Source organism: Pseudonocardia sp. ICBG162 (assembly GCF_020496225.1).
In the GTDB taxonomy this organism is placed as follows: Bacteria; Actinomycetota; Actinomycetes; order Mycobacteriales; family Pseudonocardiaceae; genus Pseudonocardia; species Pseudonocardia alni.
In genome coordinates, this window is sequence record NZ_JAHLJD010000012.1 from 1 (window position 1) to 14,435 (window position 14,435).

11 protein-coding genes are annotated in these 14,435 nt (G+C 75.3%); 10 read left to right on the forward strand and 1 reads right to left on the reverse strand.

Features of this window, described 5'->3' with window-relative positions; translation table 11 throughout:
• From KPL60_RS03345 to KPL60_RS03360, 4 genes are all read left to right on the forward strand, one after another.
• Positions 1 to 917: pyridoxal-phosphate dependent enzyme (locus KPL60_RS03345; protein ID WP_226364869.1), on the forward strand; the 917-nt coding region annotated here is incomplete at its 5' end.
• The gene (locus KPL60_RS03350) at positions 917 to 3,475 is read left to right on the forward strand and encodes a hypothetical protein (protein WP_226364504.1); all 2,559 of its coding nucleotides are present in this window, start codon (positions 917 to 919) and stop codon (positions 3,473 to 3,475) included. The genes KPL60_RS03345 and KPL60_RS03350, both read left to right, overlap by 1 nt.
• The gene (locus tag KPL60_RS03355; RefSeq protein WP_226364503.1) at positions 3,472 to 4,572 is read left to right on the forward strand and encodes an FAD-dependent oxidoreductase; all 1,101 of its coding nucleotides are present in this window, start codon (positions 3,472 to 3,474) and stop codon (positions 4,570 to 4,572) included. Before KPL60_RS03350 ends, KPL60_RS03355 begins: the two co-directional genes overlap by 4 nt.
• Positions 4,573 to 4,618: 46 nt before the next feature.
• Positions 4,619 to 6,400, forward strand: a complete 1,782-nt coding sequence (locus tag KPL60_RS03360) for an acyl-CoA dehydrogenase (protein WP_226364502.1) — start codon at positions 4,619 to 4,621, stop codon at positions 6,398 to 6,400.
• Between the two features lie 12 nt (positions 6,401 to 6,412).
• Here the strand turns inward: KPL60_RS03360 and KPL60_RS03365 are convergent, their stop codons facing one another.
• Complete coding sequence (locus KPL60_RS03365) at positions 6,413 to 7,441, reverse strand: Lrp/AsnC family transcriptional regulator (protein WP_226364501.1); 1,029 nt, start codon at positions 7,439 to 7,441, stop codon at positions 6,413 to 6,415.
• Between the two features lie 119 nt (positions 7,442 to 7,560).
• On the opposite strand from KPL60_RS03365, the gene KPL60_RS03370 reads away from it, so the two are divergent.
• The 6 genes from KPL60_RS03370 to KPL60_RS34470 form a co-directional block, all read left to right on the forward strand.
• Positions 7,561 to 8,781 (forward strand): M20 family metallopeptidase, encoded by a 1,221-nt coding sequence (locus tag KPL60_RS03370; RefSeq protein WP_226364500.1) that lies wholly within the window; start codon positions 7,561 to 7,563, stop codon positions 8,779 to 8,781.
• Positions 8,778 to 10,103: an MFS transporter gene (locus KPL60_RS03375; protein WP_226357542.1), complete on the forward strand. Its 1,326-nt coding sequence runs from the start codon at positions 8,778 to 8,780 to the stop codon at positions 10,101 to 10,103. Before KPL60_RS03370 ends, KPL60_RS03375 begins: the two co-directional genes overlap by 4 nt.
• 205 nt (positions 10,104 to 10,308) lie before the next feature.
• Positions 10,309 to 11,682: a dicarboxylate/amino acid:cation symporter gene (locus tag KPL60_RS03380; RefSeq protein ID WP_226364499.1), complete on the forward strand. Its 1,374-nt coding sequence runs from the start codon at positions 10,309 to 10,311 to the stop codon at positions 11,680 to 11,682.
• Between the two features lie 261 nt (positions 11,683 to 11,943).
• Positions 11,944 to 13,092 carry an acetyl-CoA C-acyltransferase gene (locus KPL60_RS03385; protein WP_226364498.1) on the forward strand — a complete coding sequence of 383 codons (1,149 nt, stop codon included), beginning with the start codon at positions 11,944 to 11,946 and terminating at the stop codon, positions 13,090 to 13,092.
• Positions 13,093 to 13,127: 35 nt separating this feature from the next.
• A complete protein-coding gene (locus tag KPL60_RS03390) occupies positions 13,128 to 13,889 on the forward strand; it encodes a 3-hydroxyacyl-CoA dehydrogenase (RefSeq protein WP_226357539.1) in 762 nt (253 codons plus the stop codon).
• A gap of 28 nt (positions 13,890 to 13,917) precedes the next feature.
• On the forward strand, positions 13,918 to 14,435 hold a 518-nt coding region (locus tag KPL60_RS34470), incomplete at its 3' end, for an acyl-CoA dehydrogenase family protein (RefSeq protein WP_226364870.1).

A 14,435-nucleotide genomic window follows, 5' to 3' on the forward strand; every position in this document is an offset into this window, starting at 1 on the left:
GCATGGTCACCGACGCCGAGCGGCGCGGCCTGCTGCGTCGCGGATCGGTGCTCGTGGAGTCCTCCTCGGGCAACCTCGGCGTCGCGCTCGCCATGATCGCGGCGAGCCGGGGCTACCGGTTCGTCTGCGTCACCGACCCGCGCTGCAACCCGGCGACGCACCGGCTGATGGAGGCGCTCGGCGCGGAGGTCCGCGTCGTCGACACCCCGGACGCGGCCGGTGGCTTCCTCGCCACCCGGATCGCACTGGTCCGCTCGCTGGTCGCCGGCGACGACCGCTACGTCTGGCTCAACCAGTACGCCAACCCGGAGAACCAGGGCTCGCACCTGGTCACCACGGGGCCGGAGATCGAGGCGGCGTTCCCGCAGCTCGACGTGGTCTTCGTCGGCGCGGGCACGACCGGCACGCTGATGGGCTGCGCCCGCTACTTCCGGTCCCGGCCGCGGCCGGTCCGGGTGGTCGCGGTCGACGCGGCCGGGTCGGTCACCTTCGGCGACCGGCCGACGCCCCGGATGATCCCGGGGCTGGGCACCAGCGTCCGCCCGGAGGCGCTCGACGAGTCCTACATCGACGACGTCGTGCACGTCGCCGAGCCCGACACGCTCGAGGCGTGCCACGCCCTGGCCCGCCGCGGGTTCCTGTTCGGCGGGTCGACGGGCACCGTCGTCGCGGGGGCCGCGGACTGGCTGCGCCGCCACGGTGACGCGACGACCACGGCCGTCGCGCTCGCCCCGGACCTGGGGGAGCGCTACCTCGACACGGTCTACCGGCCGTCGTGGCTGGCCGAGCACTTCGGCCCCGAGGTGGCGGCCGGGATGCCGCAGCCGCGCGACGCCACGATCACCGAGGTCACGCCCGCCGGTGTGGTCACCGAGATCCTGCCCGGCGGCCCGGCCCTGGTCGCGGGGTCCCGCTGATGGCCCGCACCAGGACCCCGCGGGCCCCGCTGGTCCCGCCGCGGCGCGAGGCACCGGCGGAGACGGCGGCCGGGGCGTCGCCGTCCCGGCCGACGCCCTACCGCCGCGAGAACGCGTCGCAGGAGCCCGCCGGCGGTGCCCCGGGTGCCGTCGACGACGCCTCCGCGACGACGGCGCTGCCCGCGTTCACCCCGTCGTCGGCCGGTGGGGGGCCGGTCCCGGCGCGCAACGCCGGGACGGCGGCCCCGCCGCAGCAGGGCGGGGCGTCGGCCCTGCCGTCCTCCGGTGCGGCCCCGGCGCGGGGCGACGAGCGAGTCCCGGTGCGCGACGCCGACCCGGCGTCGCCCGGCACCGGTGCCGCCGAGCCGTCCCGCTCCGCCGAGCCGTCGCGTTCCGCTGAGCCGTCGCGTTCCGCTGAGCCGTCGCGTTCCGGCACGCCGGAGCGGGCCCGGTCGCGGCGGCGGGGGCTGCTGCCGCCGCCGGGTGCGGTGACCCGCGCCGAGCCCGCCGCGTCGCCGGCGGGTGCCGGTACCCCGGACGGTTCCGGCGCTCCCGGTGCTTCCGGTACGTCCGGTGTCTCCGCTGCTTCCGGCGCTTCCGGGGTGGAGGACACCGTGCAGACGCGCCCGCGCACCGGGGCCGACCCGCGCAACGGCACCGACCCGCGCAACGGGACCGACGCGCAGCACGGGACCGAGTCGCGCACCTCGGCCGGGGCACGCACCGGGGCCGAGACACGCAACGGCACCGACGCACGCAACGGCACCGAGCCGCGCGCCGGGGCCCACCGCACCGCGACCCCGACGTCGCTGCCGACCTCACCCCGCACCGACACCCCGGCCACGTCCACGGCTCCGCCTCCGGCTCCGGTGAACGGCGCGAAGGGCGTGAACGGCGTGAACGGCGTGAACGGCGTGAACGGTGCGCACGGCGCGGCGTCGGCCACGACGCCCGTCGACCCGTCGGCGGTCACGGGGACGGCGCCGGTCACCGGCCCGTCGGCCCTGCCCACCCGGTCCACAGCGTCGGGCGCGCCGGCACCGACGGCACCGTCCCGCCCGTCCCCGGCCACCTCGGCGATCCCGCGGGTGCCGCCGACGGCGTCCGTGCCCACCCGGGCACCGGCCCCGCAGCGGTCCCCGGTCGCACCCCTGCGCCCGGCCCCGACGGGATCCGCACCCGCGCTGCCGGCCGGGTTCGACGGTCCGGCCCCGCCGACGGCCCCGCCCGTGGCGCCCCGGCCGGACCGGACCGCGGCACCGGCCCCGTCGACCACCCCCGCGGCCGCACCGATCCCGGCCGCGACACCGGCACCCGTCCCGTCCGGGGCGGACCGCAACGGCCCCCTGACGGAGATCGGCGCGACCCTGCGCCGTCGCCGCGTCCCCGTCACCGGCGCCGTGCTGCTCGCGGCCGCGGGCGCCGCGGGCCTGGCCGTGCTCTTCCCACCGCCCACCGTCGCGACGACGTCGGTGCAGGTCGGCTCGGTCGGCACCGCCGACCCCGGGCCCGCCACCACCCGCGCGCTCGCCGCGGCCGGCAGCGCCGCCTTCACCGACCGCGTCGCCCAGCTGACCGGCTCCACCGTCACCGACGTCGCCGGGCGCCTCGTGCTCACCGCACCCGAACCGGGTGTGGTCGCCGTCCGCGCCACCGGCACCGACGACGCGACCGCCACCGCGCTGGCCGGTGACGCGGTCACCGCGCTGCGCGAGCGCATCGGCGCCCTCGACGCCGCCGTCACCACCGGCGGCACCCAGCCGCTGCGCGCCGAGATCGACCGGCGCGCCGCCGACGCCCAGGCCACCGGCAACTCGGGCACCACCGGGACCGACCCGGTCGCCGAGCAGCTCGGCCGGACGCTGGCCGACCGGACCGGGCAGGTCACCGTCGTCGTCGACGGGCCCGCCCCGGTCGTCGCACCGGAGGTCCCGACCGCGTGGTGGGTCGGCGGAGCGGCCGGGATCGGCGCCGGTGCGGCGCTGCTGCTGGCCGGTCTCGGGGTGCCCGCGGTCCGCCGCGGCCGCGGGCTGCTGCCCGAGGCCCACCCCGAGGACCGGCTCCGGGCCCGGCTCGACGTGCCGGTGCTCGCCCCGGGCACCGCCCCGGACGCGGTGCCGCGCCTGGCCGGTGCCTACCGCGACCTGCTGCGCGACGTCGAGTGCCTCACCGTCGTCCAGCTGACCCGCGAGCCCGCCTGCGACGTCGCGTCCGAGCTGGTCAAGGCGGCCGCACTGGTGGGGGACCGGCGTGACTACCGCGACCTCACCCCCGGCGCCCCGGCGACGACCGTCGCCCCCGGGACGCCGGTGGTGCGGGCCCTGCGCGTCCCGCGGCTCGCCCACGAGGACCTGCGCACCGTGCGCGACGGCGGGCCGAGCGTGCTCGTCGTCGAGACCGCCGCGACGACCACCGAGGACGTCGTGACGGCCGTCGCCGCGCTGCGGGCGGTCGGCGCGCCGCCGCTGCTCTGCCTGGTCTGGCCGGGACGCCTGCCCCGGGACCCGGCCCGCGTGCCGCTGCCCGCGGACGCCCGGATCCGGTCGCAGAACCCGTGAGACGGGCCGGGTCGGTCGAGTGCGCCGTCGTCGGGCTGGGTGTGCTCGGCGCGGCGTCGCTGCTCGCGCTGGCCCGCGCCGGGGTGTCCTGCGTCGGGCTGGAGTCCGGGCGCGTCGGCCACCCCGACGGCGGCTCCGGCGGCGAGACGCGGATCTTCCGCACCGCCGTCGCGACCGGGCCGGACCACGTCCGCCTGCTCGACCGCAGCCGTGAGCTCTGGACCGGGCTGCCCGGCGCGCCGTTCACCGCCTGCGGCGCGCTCACCCTCGGCGCGCGCGACGACCCGCGGGTCCGGGCGGTCGCGCTGCCGGGCCGGACCACCGTGCTCGACGCGGCCGCGGCGGCCGTGCGCTGGCCCGCGCACCTGCTCGGCGCGGACGAGGTGGCCGTGCTCGACCCGGGCGGCGGGCTGCTCGACGCCGGCACCGCCACCCGCGGGCTCGTCGCGGAGGCCCGCCGGGCCGGGGCGGCCGTCCGGGAGGGCGTCACCGTCGTCGGCATCGGCAGGCGGCGCGGGCGCGTCGTGCTCCACACCGTCGACGGCGAGACCGTCGCCGACAGCGTCGTGATCGCCACCGGCCACGGCGCCGGTCTCGTCCCGGGCGCCACCGGGATCGAGCAGCGCCGCGTCGTGCTGAGCTGGTTCGGGGTGCGCGACCCCGCCCGGTTCGCGCCCGCGGTCTTCCCTCCCGGGATCCACACCGCGGCACCGGTGCACTCGTTCTTCCCCGCCGTCGACGGCGCCACCGTCAAGATCAACCACCAGCAGCCGCAGCCCCGCGTCCACTCGCCGGCCGACCACCATCCGCTGGTCGAGGCCGGCTACACCCGGGACTGGGCCGGTGCGGTCGCCGCCCGCCTCGCCGGGATGTCCGACCGGCCCGCCCGGCTGGAGTCCTACGTCGAGGGCTACACCCCGACCCGCCGCGGCATCGTCGCGCTCGCCCCGGGGGAGCCGCGCACCGTCGTCCTCGGCGGGTTCTCCGGCCAGGGCTTCAAGTACGCCCCGGCCGTCGGCGAGCTCGTCGCCGACCTGGTGCGGACCGGCCGGTCCGGGTCGCCGGCGTTCGCCCCGGCGCTCGCGGTCGGGGGCTGAGCGGCCCGCTTCCCCGGACCCGCCCCGGGGTGCGATCGTGGGTGCCGTGCGAGCGCAGCTGATCTCCCGTGCCGACCTCGACTTCCTGCTCCACGACTGGCTGCGGGTGGTCGAGCTCTGCGACCGCGAGCGCTACGCCGAGCACGACCGCGACACCATCGACGCCGTCGTCGACCTCGCCGCGCAGGTCGCGACCGAGCACTTCGCGCCGCACCGCAAGATCTCCGACACCCGCGAGCCCGAGTTCGACGGCGAGCGCGTCACCCTCCCCGACGAGGTCCGCGCCGCGCTGAAGGTGCTGGGCGACACAGGGATCGTCGGCGCCGGGCTCGACGCGCGGGTGGGCGGCATGGCGCTGCCGGCCGTCGTCGTCCAGGCCTGCTTCGTCTGGCTGCACGCCGGCAACGTCGCCACCGCCGCCTACCCGATGCTCACCGTCGCCGCGGCCAACCTGCTGCTCACCCACGGCAGCTCAGAACAGGTGCAGACCTGGGTGCGCCCGATGGTGGAGGGCCGCTACTTCGGCACGATGTGCCTGTCCGAGCCGCAGGCCGGGTCGTCGCTGGCGGACGTCACCACCCGGGCCGAGCCCCGCGACGACGGCACGCACCGGATCACCGGCACCAAGATGTGGATCTCCGGCGGCGAGCACGAGCTGGGGGAGAACATCGTCCACCTGGTGCTGGCGAAGATCCCCGGCGGACCGGCCGGGGTGAAGGGCATCTCGCTGTTCGTGGTGCCCCGGGTGCTGGAGAACGGCGAACGCAACGACGTCGCCCTCGCCGGGCTGAACCACAAGATGGGCTACCGCGGCACCGTCAACACCGTGCTGAACTTCGGCGAGGGCCGCGCCACGCCGGGTGGCGAGGCGGGCGCCGTCGGCTACCTGGTGGGGGAGCCGCACACCGGCCTCGCCCAGATGTTCCACATGATGAACGAGGCCCGGGTCGGGGTCGGGGCGGGAGCCACCGCACTCGGCTACGCCGGCTACCTGCTGGCCCTCGAGCACGCCCGCACCCGCACCCAGGGCCGCCCGGCCGGCGCGAAGGACCCGGCGAGCCCGCAGGTCCCGCTCGTCGCCCACACCGACGTGCGCCGGATGCTGCTCGCGAGCAAGTCCTACGTGGAGGGTGCGCTCGCGCTGAACCTGTACTGCGGGCGGCTCCTCGACGAGGAGCGCACCGCAGGCACCGAGCAGGAGCGACGCCGGGCGCACCTGCTGCTGGACGTGCTGACCCCGGTCGTGAAGAGCTGGCCGTCGCAGTGGTGCCTGCACGCCAACGACCTCGCGATCCAGATCCACGGCGGCTACGGCTACACCCGCGACCACGACGTCGAGCAGCTCTACCGGGACAACCGGCTCAACCCGATCCACGAGGGCACCCACGGCATCCAGGGCCTGGACCTGCTGGGGCGCAAGGTCGTGATGCAGGGGGGTGCCGGGCTGACGCTGCTGCGGGAGACGATCGGGGAGACCGTGGCGCGGGGCCGTGCGGCGGGCGGGGAGCTCGCCGCGCACGCCGACGCCGTCGCCGCGGCCGCGGACCGGGTCGTCGAGGTCACCGGGACCGTGCACGGCCAGGACGACCCGGCGCTCGCCGTCGCGCACTCCTCGGTCTACCTGGAGGCGGTCGGGCACGTCGTGCTCGCCTGGATCTGGCTGGAGCAGGCGCTCGCCGCCGAGGGCCGCGACGGCGACCTGTACGACGGCAAGCGCGCCGCCGCGCGCTACTTCGTGCGCCACGAGCTGCCCCGCACCGGACCGCAGCTGGACCTGCTCGCGTCGCTGGACCGGACCACCCTCGACGTCCGCGACGCCTGGCTCTGACCCGGCGCCGCCTCAGCCGGGGAACACCGGGACGCACGTCCCGGTGGCCCGGCCGTCGGGGTGCAGCAGCCACCCCATCCGCTTGCGGGTCCGCAGGATCACCGAGGTGTCCACGATCTGCGCCTGCGGCAGCGACCGCTCCAGCGCCGACTGCATTCCCACCAGCTCGCCCAGCGAGTGCGTCCAGGCGGTGAGCAGCAGGTTCTCCGGCCCGGTGAGCGACAGGCACAGCCGCACCCGCGGGTCGGTCCGGACCCGGCGCACCGCGGCCTCGACCGCGGCGGTCGGCAGCCGGATCCACCACGTCACGCAGATGGGCCACCGGGTCAGCAGCTGTGCGACCTCGCAGCGGAACACCAGCGCCCGCGAGCGCACCAGCGCCGACAGCTGCCGGCGCACCGTCGACGCCGGCCGCCCGACCCGGGCCGCGAGCTCCGCGGCGCTCTCCCGCCCGTCGGCGCACAGCTCCCGCACCAGCGGCGCGTACACCGGACCCCGCAGGTCGACGCCGCCCGCCTGCGGTGTGGTGTCCGCCCGGCGCAGCGCGCGCACGGCCGCGACCTGCCGGGCGTCGAGCGCGTCGAGCCGCCACCGGCTGCCCTCCCGGTGCACCCGCGACGCCAGGTGCGTGCGCACCGACGCGACCCCGGCGACCCGCCCGATCCGGTCCAGCACCAGCCCGGACAGCTCCGTGAACGACGCCGCGTTCACCGTCAGCAGCAGGTCCCGGCCGCGGGCGGCGTACTCGATGGTCATCACCGACGGCTCGGAGTCCAGCGCCGCGGCGACCCCCGCGAGCCGCCCCGGGGCGCAGTCCACCTCGACCAGCGCCACCTGCATGGCGTCCTCGCCGACCACCGGGTAGCAGCTGATCCACGCGTGCCCGGACCCCTGCAGGCGGGCCCAGCGCCGGGCGAGTGTCACCGGCGCGGCGTCGAGCACCGGGCCGAGCCCGGCCCAGCTCGCGCGCGGGTGCAGCTGCAGCGCGTGGACGAGCGCGAAGTCGTCCTCGGACAGCGGATGGCGGTCGGTTCCGTCCACGGGGCCCCCGATCCGGATCGGATCGGTCGATGTTACGTGCCGTAACGCGCGGGCTCCGAGACTCGGGCAGGACCTCCGGCGGGCAGCGTGGCCCTCCGGTACGACCCGAGGGGACGCTTGTGGATCTTCGTGACGACGCCCGGTCGCTGCAGCCGGACCTGGCGCACCTGCGCCGGGAGCTGCACCGCGACCCCGAGGTCGGCCTGACCCTGCCCCGGACCCGCGACCGCGTCCTCGACGCACTGGCGGGACTCCCGCTGGAGATCACCGGGGGGACCACGACGACGTCGGTCACCGCGGTCCTGCGCGGCACCGCCCCGGGCGGCGGCGCGGACGCCCCGGTGGTCCTGCTGCGCGGCGACATGGACGGCCTCCCGGTCACGGAGAACTCCGGCGAGGACTTCGCGGCGCGGACCGGCACCATGCACGCCTGCGGCCACGACCTGCACACCGCGGCGCTGGCCGGGGCCGCGCGGCTGCTCAGCGCCCACCGCGACCACCTCGCCGGCGACGTCGTGTTCATGTTCCAGCCTGGCGAGGAGGGCTTCGACGGCGCCGGCCACATGCTCGCCGAGGGTGTCCTGACCGCGGCCGGGCGGCGCGCCGACCACGCCTACGGCCTGCACGTGTTCGCCAACCGGATGCCCGCCGGGCTGGTCACGACCCGACCCGGGGTGTTCCTGTCCGCCTCGCACGCGCTCGACGTCGTCGTGCACGGGGCGGGTGGCCACGGCTCCAACCCGCACACCGCCCGGGACCCGATCGCCGCGGCCGCGGAGATGATCACCGCACTGCAGACGATGGTGACCCGCCGCTTCGACATGTTCGACCCGGTCGTGCTGACCGTCGGCGTCGTCGCCGCCGGCACCCGGCGCAATGTCATCCCCGACACGGCCCGCTTCGAGGCCACCGTGCGCAGCTTCTCCGACGTCCACGCCGCGACGCTGCCGGTGCTGGTCCGCGAGGTCTGCGACGGTGTCGCCGCCGCCCACGGCGTCCGCGCCGAGGTCGTCTGGACCGACGAGTACCCGCGCACCGTCAACGACGCCGACGAGGCCGCGTTCGCCGCCGGGGTGTGCGCCGAGCTGCTCGGCGAGGACCGGTTCCGGCTCGCCCCGAACCCGGTCAGCGGCTCCGAGGACTTCTCCCGGGTGCTCGCCGCCGTCCCCGGTGCGTTCCTCGGGATGGGCGCCTGCCCACCCGGCGCCGACCCCGACACCGCGCCGATGAACCACTCGCCGCTCGCCCGCTTCGACGACGGCGTCCTCGCCGACGCGACCGCGCTGTACGCCGCGCTCGCCACCACCCGCCTCGCCCCGGCCGCGGGGGTGGCGGCATGACCGAGCGCACCGAGCGGCGTCGCACGATCCTCGGGATCGGCGCCGGCAACGCCATGGAGTGGTTCGACTGGAACGTCTACGCGACGTTCTCGGCGTTCTTCGCCCCGCAGTTCTTCGCCGGCGACGACACCGGCACCGCCCTGCTCAAGACGCTCGCGGTGTTCGCCGTCGGGTTCGTCGCCCGCCCGTTCGGCGGCTTCCTGTTCGGCTGGATCGCCGATCGCCGCGGCCGGAAGCTGTCGATGGCGCTGTGCGTGGCGACCGCCGCGGTGGGCAGCCTGGTGATCGGGCTCGTCCCGACCCACGCCGTCATCGGCATCGCCGCACCGGTCGTGCTGGTCCTGGCCCGGCTGGCGCAGGGCCTCGCGCACGGGGGCGAGCTGCCCGCCGCACAGACCTACCTCGCCGAGATGGCCCCGCCCGCCCGGCGCGGGCTGTGGTCGAGCCTCATCTACTTCTCCGGCACCGCGGGCATCCTGGTCGGGACGGTGCTCGGAGCCGTCCTGTCGAGCGTGCTCACCCGCGAGGAGATGGCCGCCTACGGCTGGCGGGTGCCGTTCGTCCTGGGCGGGCTGTTCGGGCTGTACGCGCTGGTCATGCGGCTGCGGATGCGTGAGTCCGACACCTACTCCCGAGAGGAGGAGGCCCGCACCGCGACGCCCGGCCGCCCGTCGCTGTGGCGCCAGGTCCTGGCCCGGCCGAAGGCGCTGGCCCGGGTGGTGTTCCTGACCAGCGGCCTGACCGTCGTCTACTACGTCTGGTCGGTCGCGGCCCCGGCGTACGCCATCACCGCGCGCGGGGTGGACCCGGCGGCGGCGCTGTGGGCCGGTGCCGGCGCGCTGGCGGTGTTCATGGTGCTGCTGCCGCTGTGGGGCGCGGCCTCGGACCGGTTCGGCCGCCGCCGCACCCTGCTCGTGCCCGGCGCGGTGCTCGTCCTGGCGCTGTTCCCGCTCGACGCGATGATCCACGACGGGCCGACGCTGTTCGTCGCGATGACCGTCGCGCTCGCGCTGATCGGGGCGGGCTGCGCCGTCGGACCCGCCCTCTACGCCGAGATGTTCCCGACCGGGGTGCGCGCCGCCGGGCTCGGCGTGCCGTACTCGATCTCCGTCGCGCTGTTCGGCGGGACCGCGCCCTACCTGCAGACGCTGTTCGCCGAGATCGGCAGGCCCGGCCTGTTCCTCGGCTACGCGATCGCGCTGCTGCTGGTGTCCGGGCTGACGGTGTACCTGCTGCCCGAGACCCGGGGGATCGACCTCGCGACCGCCGGCCTCGACGGGGCCGAGCAACCCGCGCACGCGACCACCCCACCGGTGCGGTGACGGTCCCGGACGGAGGTACGGGTCACGCTGCGTACCTCCGTCCGGCGGGAAGAACGCGGCGAACGGGCGCGTTGCTCCCACCTGTGCGGGGGACGGGTGTGTGGCTGGTGAGCCGGCGGGTGATCGACCTGTGCCGCCGCCCCGCGACGGGCTGTCCGGGCTCCCGATGGCCCACGTCCGTCCGCACACCTCCTGGAGGATCCCCGTGTCACTCGCCGTCCGTGCCGCACGCGCCTGGCAGCGCCCGCGCGTGTTCGCACTGCTCACCGTCGCCGGGCTCGTCCTCGGCGCCCTGCTCGGGCTGACCGCTCGGGTCACCGGCTCCACCGGGCTGGCGTCCACGCTGGACACCGTCGGCGGCCTGTTCACCGGGCTGCTGCAGTTCACCGTCGCGCCGCTGGTGTTCCTCGCGATCGTCGTCGGCATCGTCAGCCTGCGTGACCTCGGCGGCGGCCGCACCGCGGCCCGGCTCGGCGGGCGCACCGTCGCGTGGTTCGCCGGGACCTCCCTGGTCGCGGTGCTGATCGGCATCACGATCGGGCTGATCGGGCGGCCCGGCGAGGGCGTCACGATCGCCGCCGACCCGGCCGACGTCGAGGCCGTGGGCGCGAAGACCGCGGGCTCGTGGGAGGCGCTGCTGTCGAACCTCGTCCCGGACAACCCGGTCGCCGCGTTCGCCGCGGACAACGTGCTGCAGGTCGTCGTCGCGGCGCTGCTGGTCGGTGCCGCCGCCTACGCGCTGGGGGAGAAGGCCGAGCCGTTCGTCGCGTTCTCCCGCTCCGCCTTCGAGATCGTCCTGACGATCATCCGCTGGATCGTCGTGCTCGCCCCGATCGGCGTGCTCGGCCTGATCGGCAACGCGTTCGCCACCTACGGCAGCGGTGTCGTCGGGTCCCTGGCCGGGCTGATCGTCACCGTCTACCTCGGCTGCGCGATCGTCCTGTTCGGCGTCTACCCGCTGCTGCTCAAGGTCGTGGCCGGCATCGGGCCGCGCCGCTTCTTCGGCACTACCTGGCCGGTGCTGCAGTTCGCCTTCGTGTCCCGCTCGTCCGGCGCCGCCCTGCCGATGTCCCGGCAGGCCGCGATCGACCTCGGCGTGGACCGCAACTACGCCGGGTTCGCCGTCCCGCTGGCCACCACCACCAAGATGGACGGCTGCGCCGCGGTCTACCCGGCGCTCGCGACGATCTTCATCGCGCACGTCTCCGGGGTGCAGCTCGCGGCGTGGCAGTACCTGGTGATCGTCGCCGTCGCCGTGTTCGGGGCGCTGGCCACCGCCGGGACGACCGGCTGGTTCACCATGCTGACCCTGACCCTCGCCGCGGTCGGGATGCCGCCCGCGGTGATCGCGGCCGGGATCGCGGTCGTGATCGGTATCGACCCGATCCTCGACATGATGCGCACCGCCACCAACGTCGCCGGGCAGATCACCGTGCCGACGCTCGTCGCGGCGCAGGAGGGGATCCTCGGGCGCGACGCCGCCGATCCCATCGACGCCACCGAGGACACCGACCCCACCGAGGCCACCGCCTCCGGCGAGGGTGCGACGGCCGACCGGGTGTCGGCCACCTCCGCCTGACCCCGGTCGCGCACCGGTCCGACGCGCCCGGGCCGCGCGCCGCCGGTCCGGAATCGATCAGTACCTCGGCGCTGCCCCGGCGCGCCCCGGCAGCGCCGAGGTACTGATCGACAGGGGCGTGCCGGCCGGGGCAGCTCCGTGGTCGGCGTGACCCGGGTCGCACCGCCCCGTGGCAGTCAACACTGACTGTTTCCTGCTACCGTCGTGGCGAGTCGACGGCCCCGTCCGGGCGCCGTCCACCGTCGCGAAGGAGCGAACACCGTGCGAGACGCAGTCATCGTCGAGGCCGTACGCAGCCCGGTCGGCAAGCGCAAGGGCGGCCTGGCGGACGTCCACCCCACCGACCTCTCCGCGCACGTGCTGCGCAGCCTGGTGGAGCGGTCCGGCGTGGACCCGGCCCACATCGACGACGTCATCTGGGGCTGCGTGTCCCAGGTCGGCGAGCAGACCTTCGACATCGGCCGCAACGCCGCGCTGGCCGCCGGGTTCCCCGAGACCGTCACCGGTGTGACCGTGGACCGGCAGTGCGGGTCGAGTCAGCAGTCGGTGCACTTCGCCGCGGCCGGGTTGATCGCGGGCCAGTACGACGTCGCCGTCGCCGGTGGTGTCGAGTCGATGACCCGTGTCCCGATGTTCTCCTCCAGCCAGGGGCAGGACCCGCTGGGCTCGGACTTCGCCGCGCGTTACGGGGTGGCCCCCAACCAGGGCGTGGGCGCGGAGATGATCGCCGAGAAGTGGGGCTTCTCCCGTACCCGGCTCGACGAGTTCGCGCTGCTGTCGCACGAGCGTGCCGCGCAGGCGCAGGACGACGGCCGCTTCGAGGGCCAGATCGCACCCATCGCGGGCGTTTCGGCCGATGAGGGCATCCGCCGGGGCGGCACCCTGGAGGGCCTGGCCCAGCTCAAGACGGTGTTCAAGGACGCCGACCAGGGTGGGGTGATCCACGCGGGGAACTCCTCGCAGATCTCCGACGGCTCGGCCGCGTTGCTGATGACCACCAGCGAGAAGGCCACGGAGCTGGGTCTGACCCCGATCGCGCGGGTGCACACCGCGGTGCTGGCCGGTGCCGACCCGGTCATCATGCTGACCGCGCCGATCCCCGCGACGCAGAAGGCACTCACGCGGTCGGGTCTGTCGCTGGAGGAGATCGGTGCGTTCGAGGTCAACGAGGCCTTCGCCCCGGTGCCCCTGGCCTGGCTGGCCGACATCGCCGGTGAGGACACCTCGGTCGCCGAGCGGCTCAACCCCAACGGCGGCGCGATCGCACTCGGTCACCCGCTGGGCGGTTCCGGCGCGCGGATCATGACCACCCTGATCCACCACATGCGCGACAACGGCATCCGTTACGGCCTGCAGACCATGTGCGAGGGCGGCGGCCAGGCCAACGCCACCATCCTCGAGCTCCTCTGACACCCGCTCCCCACCCGGAAGGAAACAGACAGAACATGGACATCAACGGTTCCGTCGCCGTCGTCACCGGCGGTGCGTCCGGCCTGGGCCTCGCCACCACGGAGAAGTTCGTGGAGCTCGGCGCCAAGGTCCTGATCATCGACCTGCCGTCATCGCAGGGCGAGGCCGTCGCCGACAAGCTGGGCGAGAACGTCCGCTTCGTCGCCGCCGACGTCACCAACGAGGAGCAGGTCTCGGCCGCCCTCGACGCCGCCGAGGAGCTCGGCACCGTCCGCGTCGCGGTCAACTGCGCCGGCATCGGCAACGGCATCAAGACCTACGGCAAGACCGGCCCGTTCCCGCTGGCCGACTTCACCAAGGTCGTCAACGTGAACCTGATCGGCACGTTCAACGTGATCCGGCTGGCGGCCGAGCGCATCGCCAAGGCCGAGCACGTCGACGGCGACCGCGGCGTCATCATCAACACCGCCTCGGTGGCGGCGTTCGAGGGCCAGATCGGGCAGGCCGCCTACTCGGCGTCCAAGGGCGGCATCGTCGGCATGACCCTGCCGATCGCCCGTGACCTGGCGAGCATCGGCATCCGGGTGAACACCATCGCCCCCGGCCTGTTCGAGACCCCGCTGCTGGCCGGGCTGCCCGAGGACGTCAAGACCTCGCTGGGCAAGCAGGTCCCGCACCCGTCGCGGCTGGGCCAGCCGACCGAGTACGGCAAGCTCGCCGCCCACATCGTCGAGAACCCGATGCTCAACGGCGAGACGATCCGCCTCGACGGCGCGATCCGGATGCAGCCGCGCTAACCACCACCACCCGAGGGGAGGCGGCGCCGTGAAGCGCACGCTCTACGAGTCCGACCACGAGGACTTCCGGGAGGCGTTCCGCGCCTTCGTCGAGAAGGAGATCGTCCCGCACGAGGCGCAGTGGGAACGCGACGGCGCCGTCGCGCGGGAGCTGTTCACCACCGCCGGTGCGAACGGCTTCCTGGGCATCGACGCACCGGAGGAGTTCGGCGGCGGCGGGGTCAAGGACTTCCGCTTCAACGCCGTCATCAGCGAGGAGCTGCTGCGCGTCGGCGCCGCCGGGTCCGGCCTGGGCCTGACCCTGCACAACGACATCGTGCTGCCCTACCTGCTCACCTACTGCACCGAGGAGCAGAAGCAGCGCTGGCTGCCGGGCGTCGTCAGCGGCGAGACGATCCTCGCCATCGCCATGACCGAGCCGGGCATCGGCTCGGACCTGGCGTCGATGTCGACGACCGCGATCCGCGACGGCGACCACTACGTCGTCAACGGCGCGAAGACCTTCATCACCAACGGGATCAACGCCGACCTGATCGTCGTCGCGGT

What these genes read in the sequence shown, in the direction of transcription:
- KPL60_RS03350 (WP_226364504.1), top strand. Translation starts at nt 917, where the DNA reads ATGGCCCGCACCAGGACCCCGCGGGCCCCGCTGGTCCCGCCGCGGCGC.
- KPL60_RS03375 (WP_226357542.1), top strand. Translation starts at nt 8,778, where the DNA reads ATGACCGAGCGCACCGAGCGGCGTCGCACGATCCTCGGGATCGGCGCC.
- KPL60_RS03390 (WP_226357539.1), top strand. Translation starts at nt 13,128, where the DNA reads ATGGACATCAACGGTTCCGTCGCCGTCGTCACCGGCGGTGCGTCCGGC.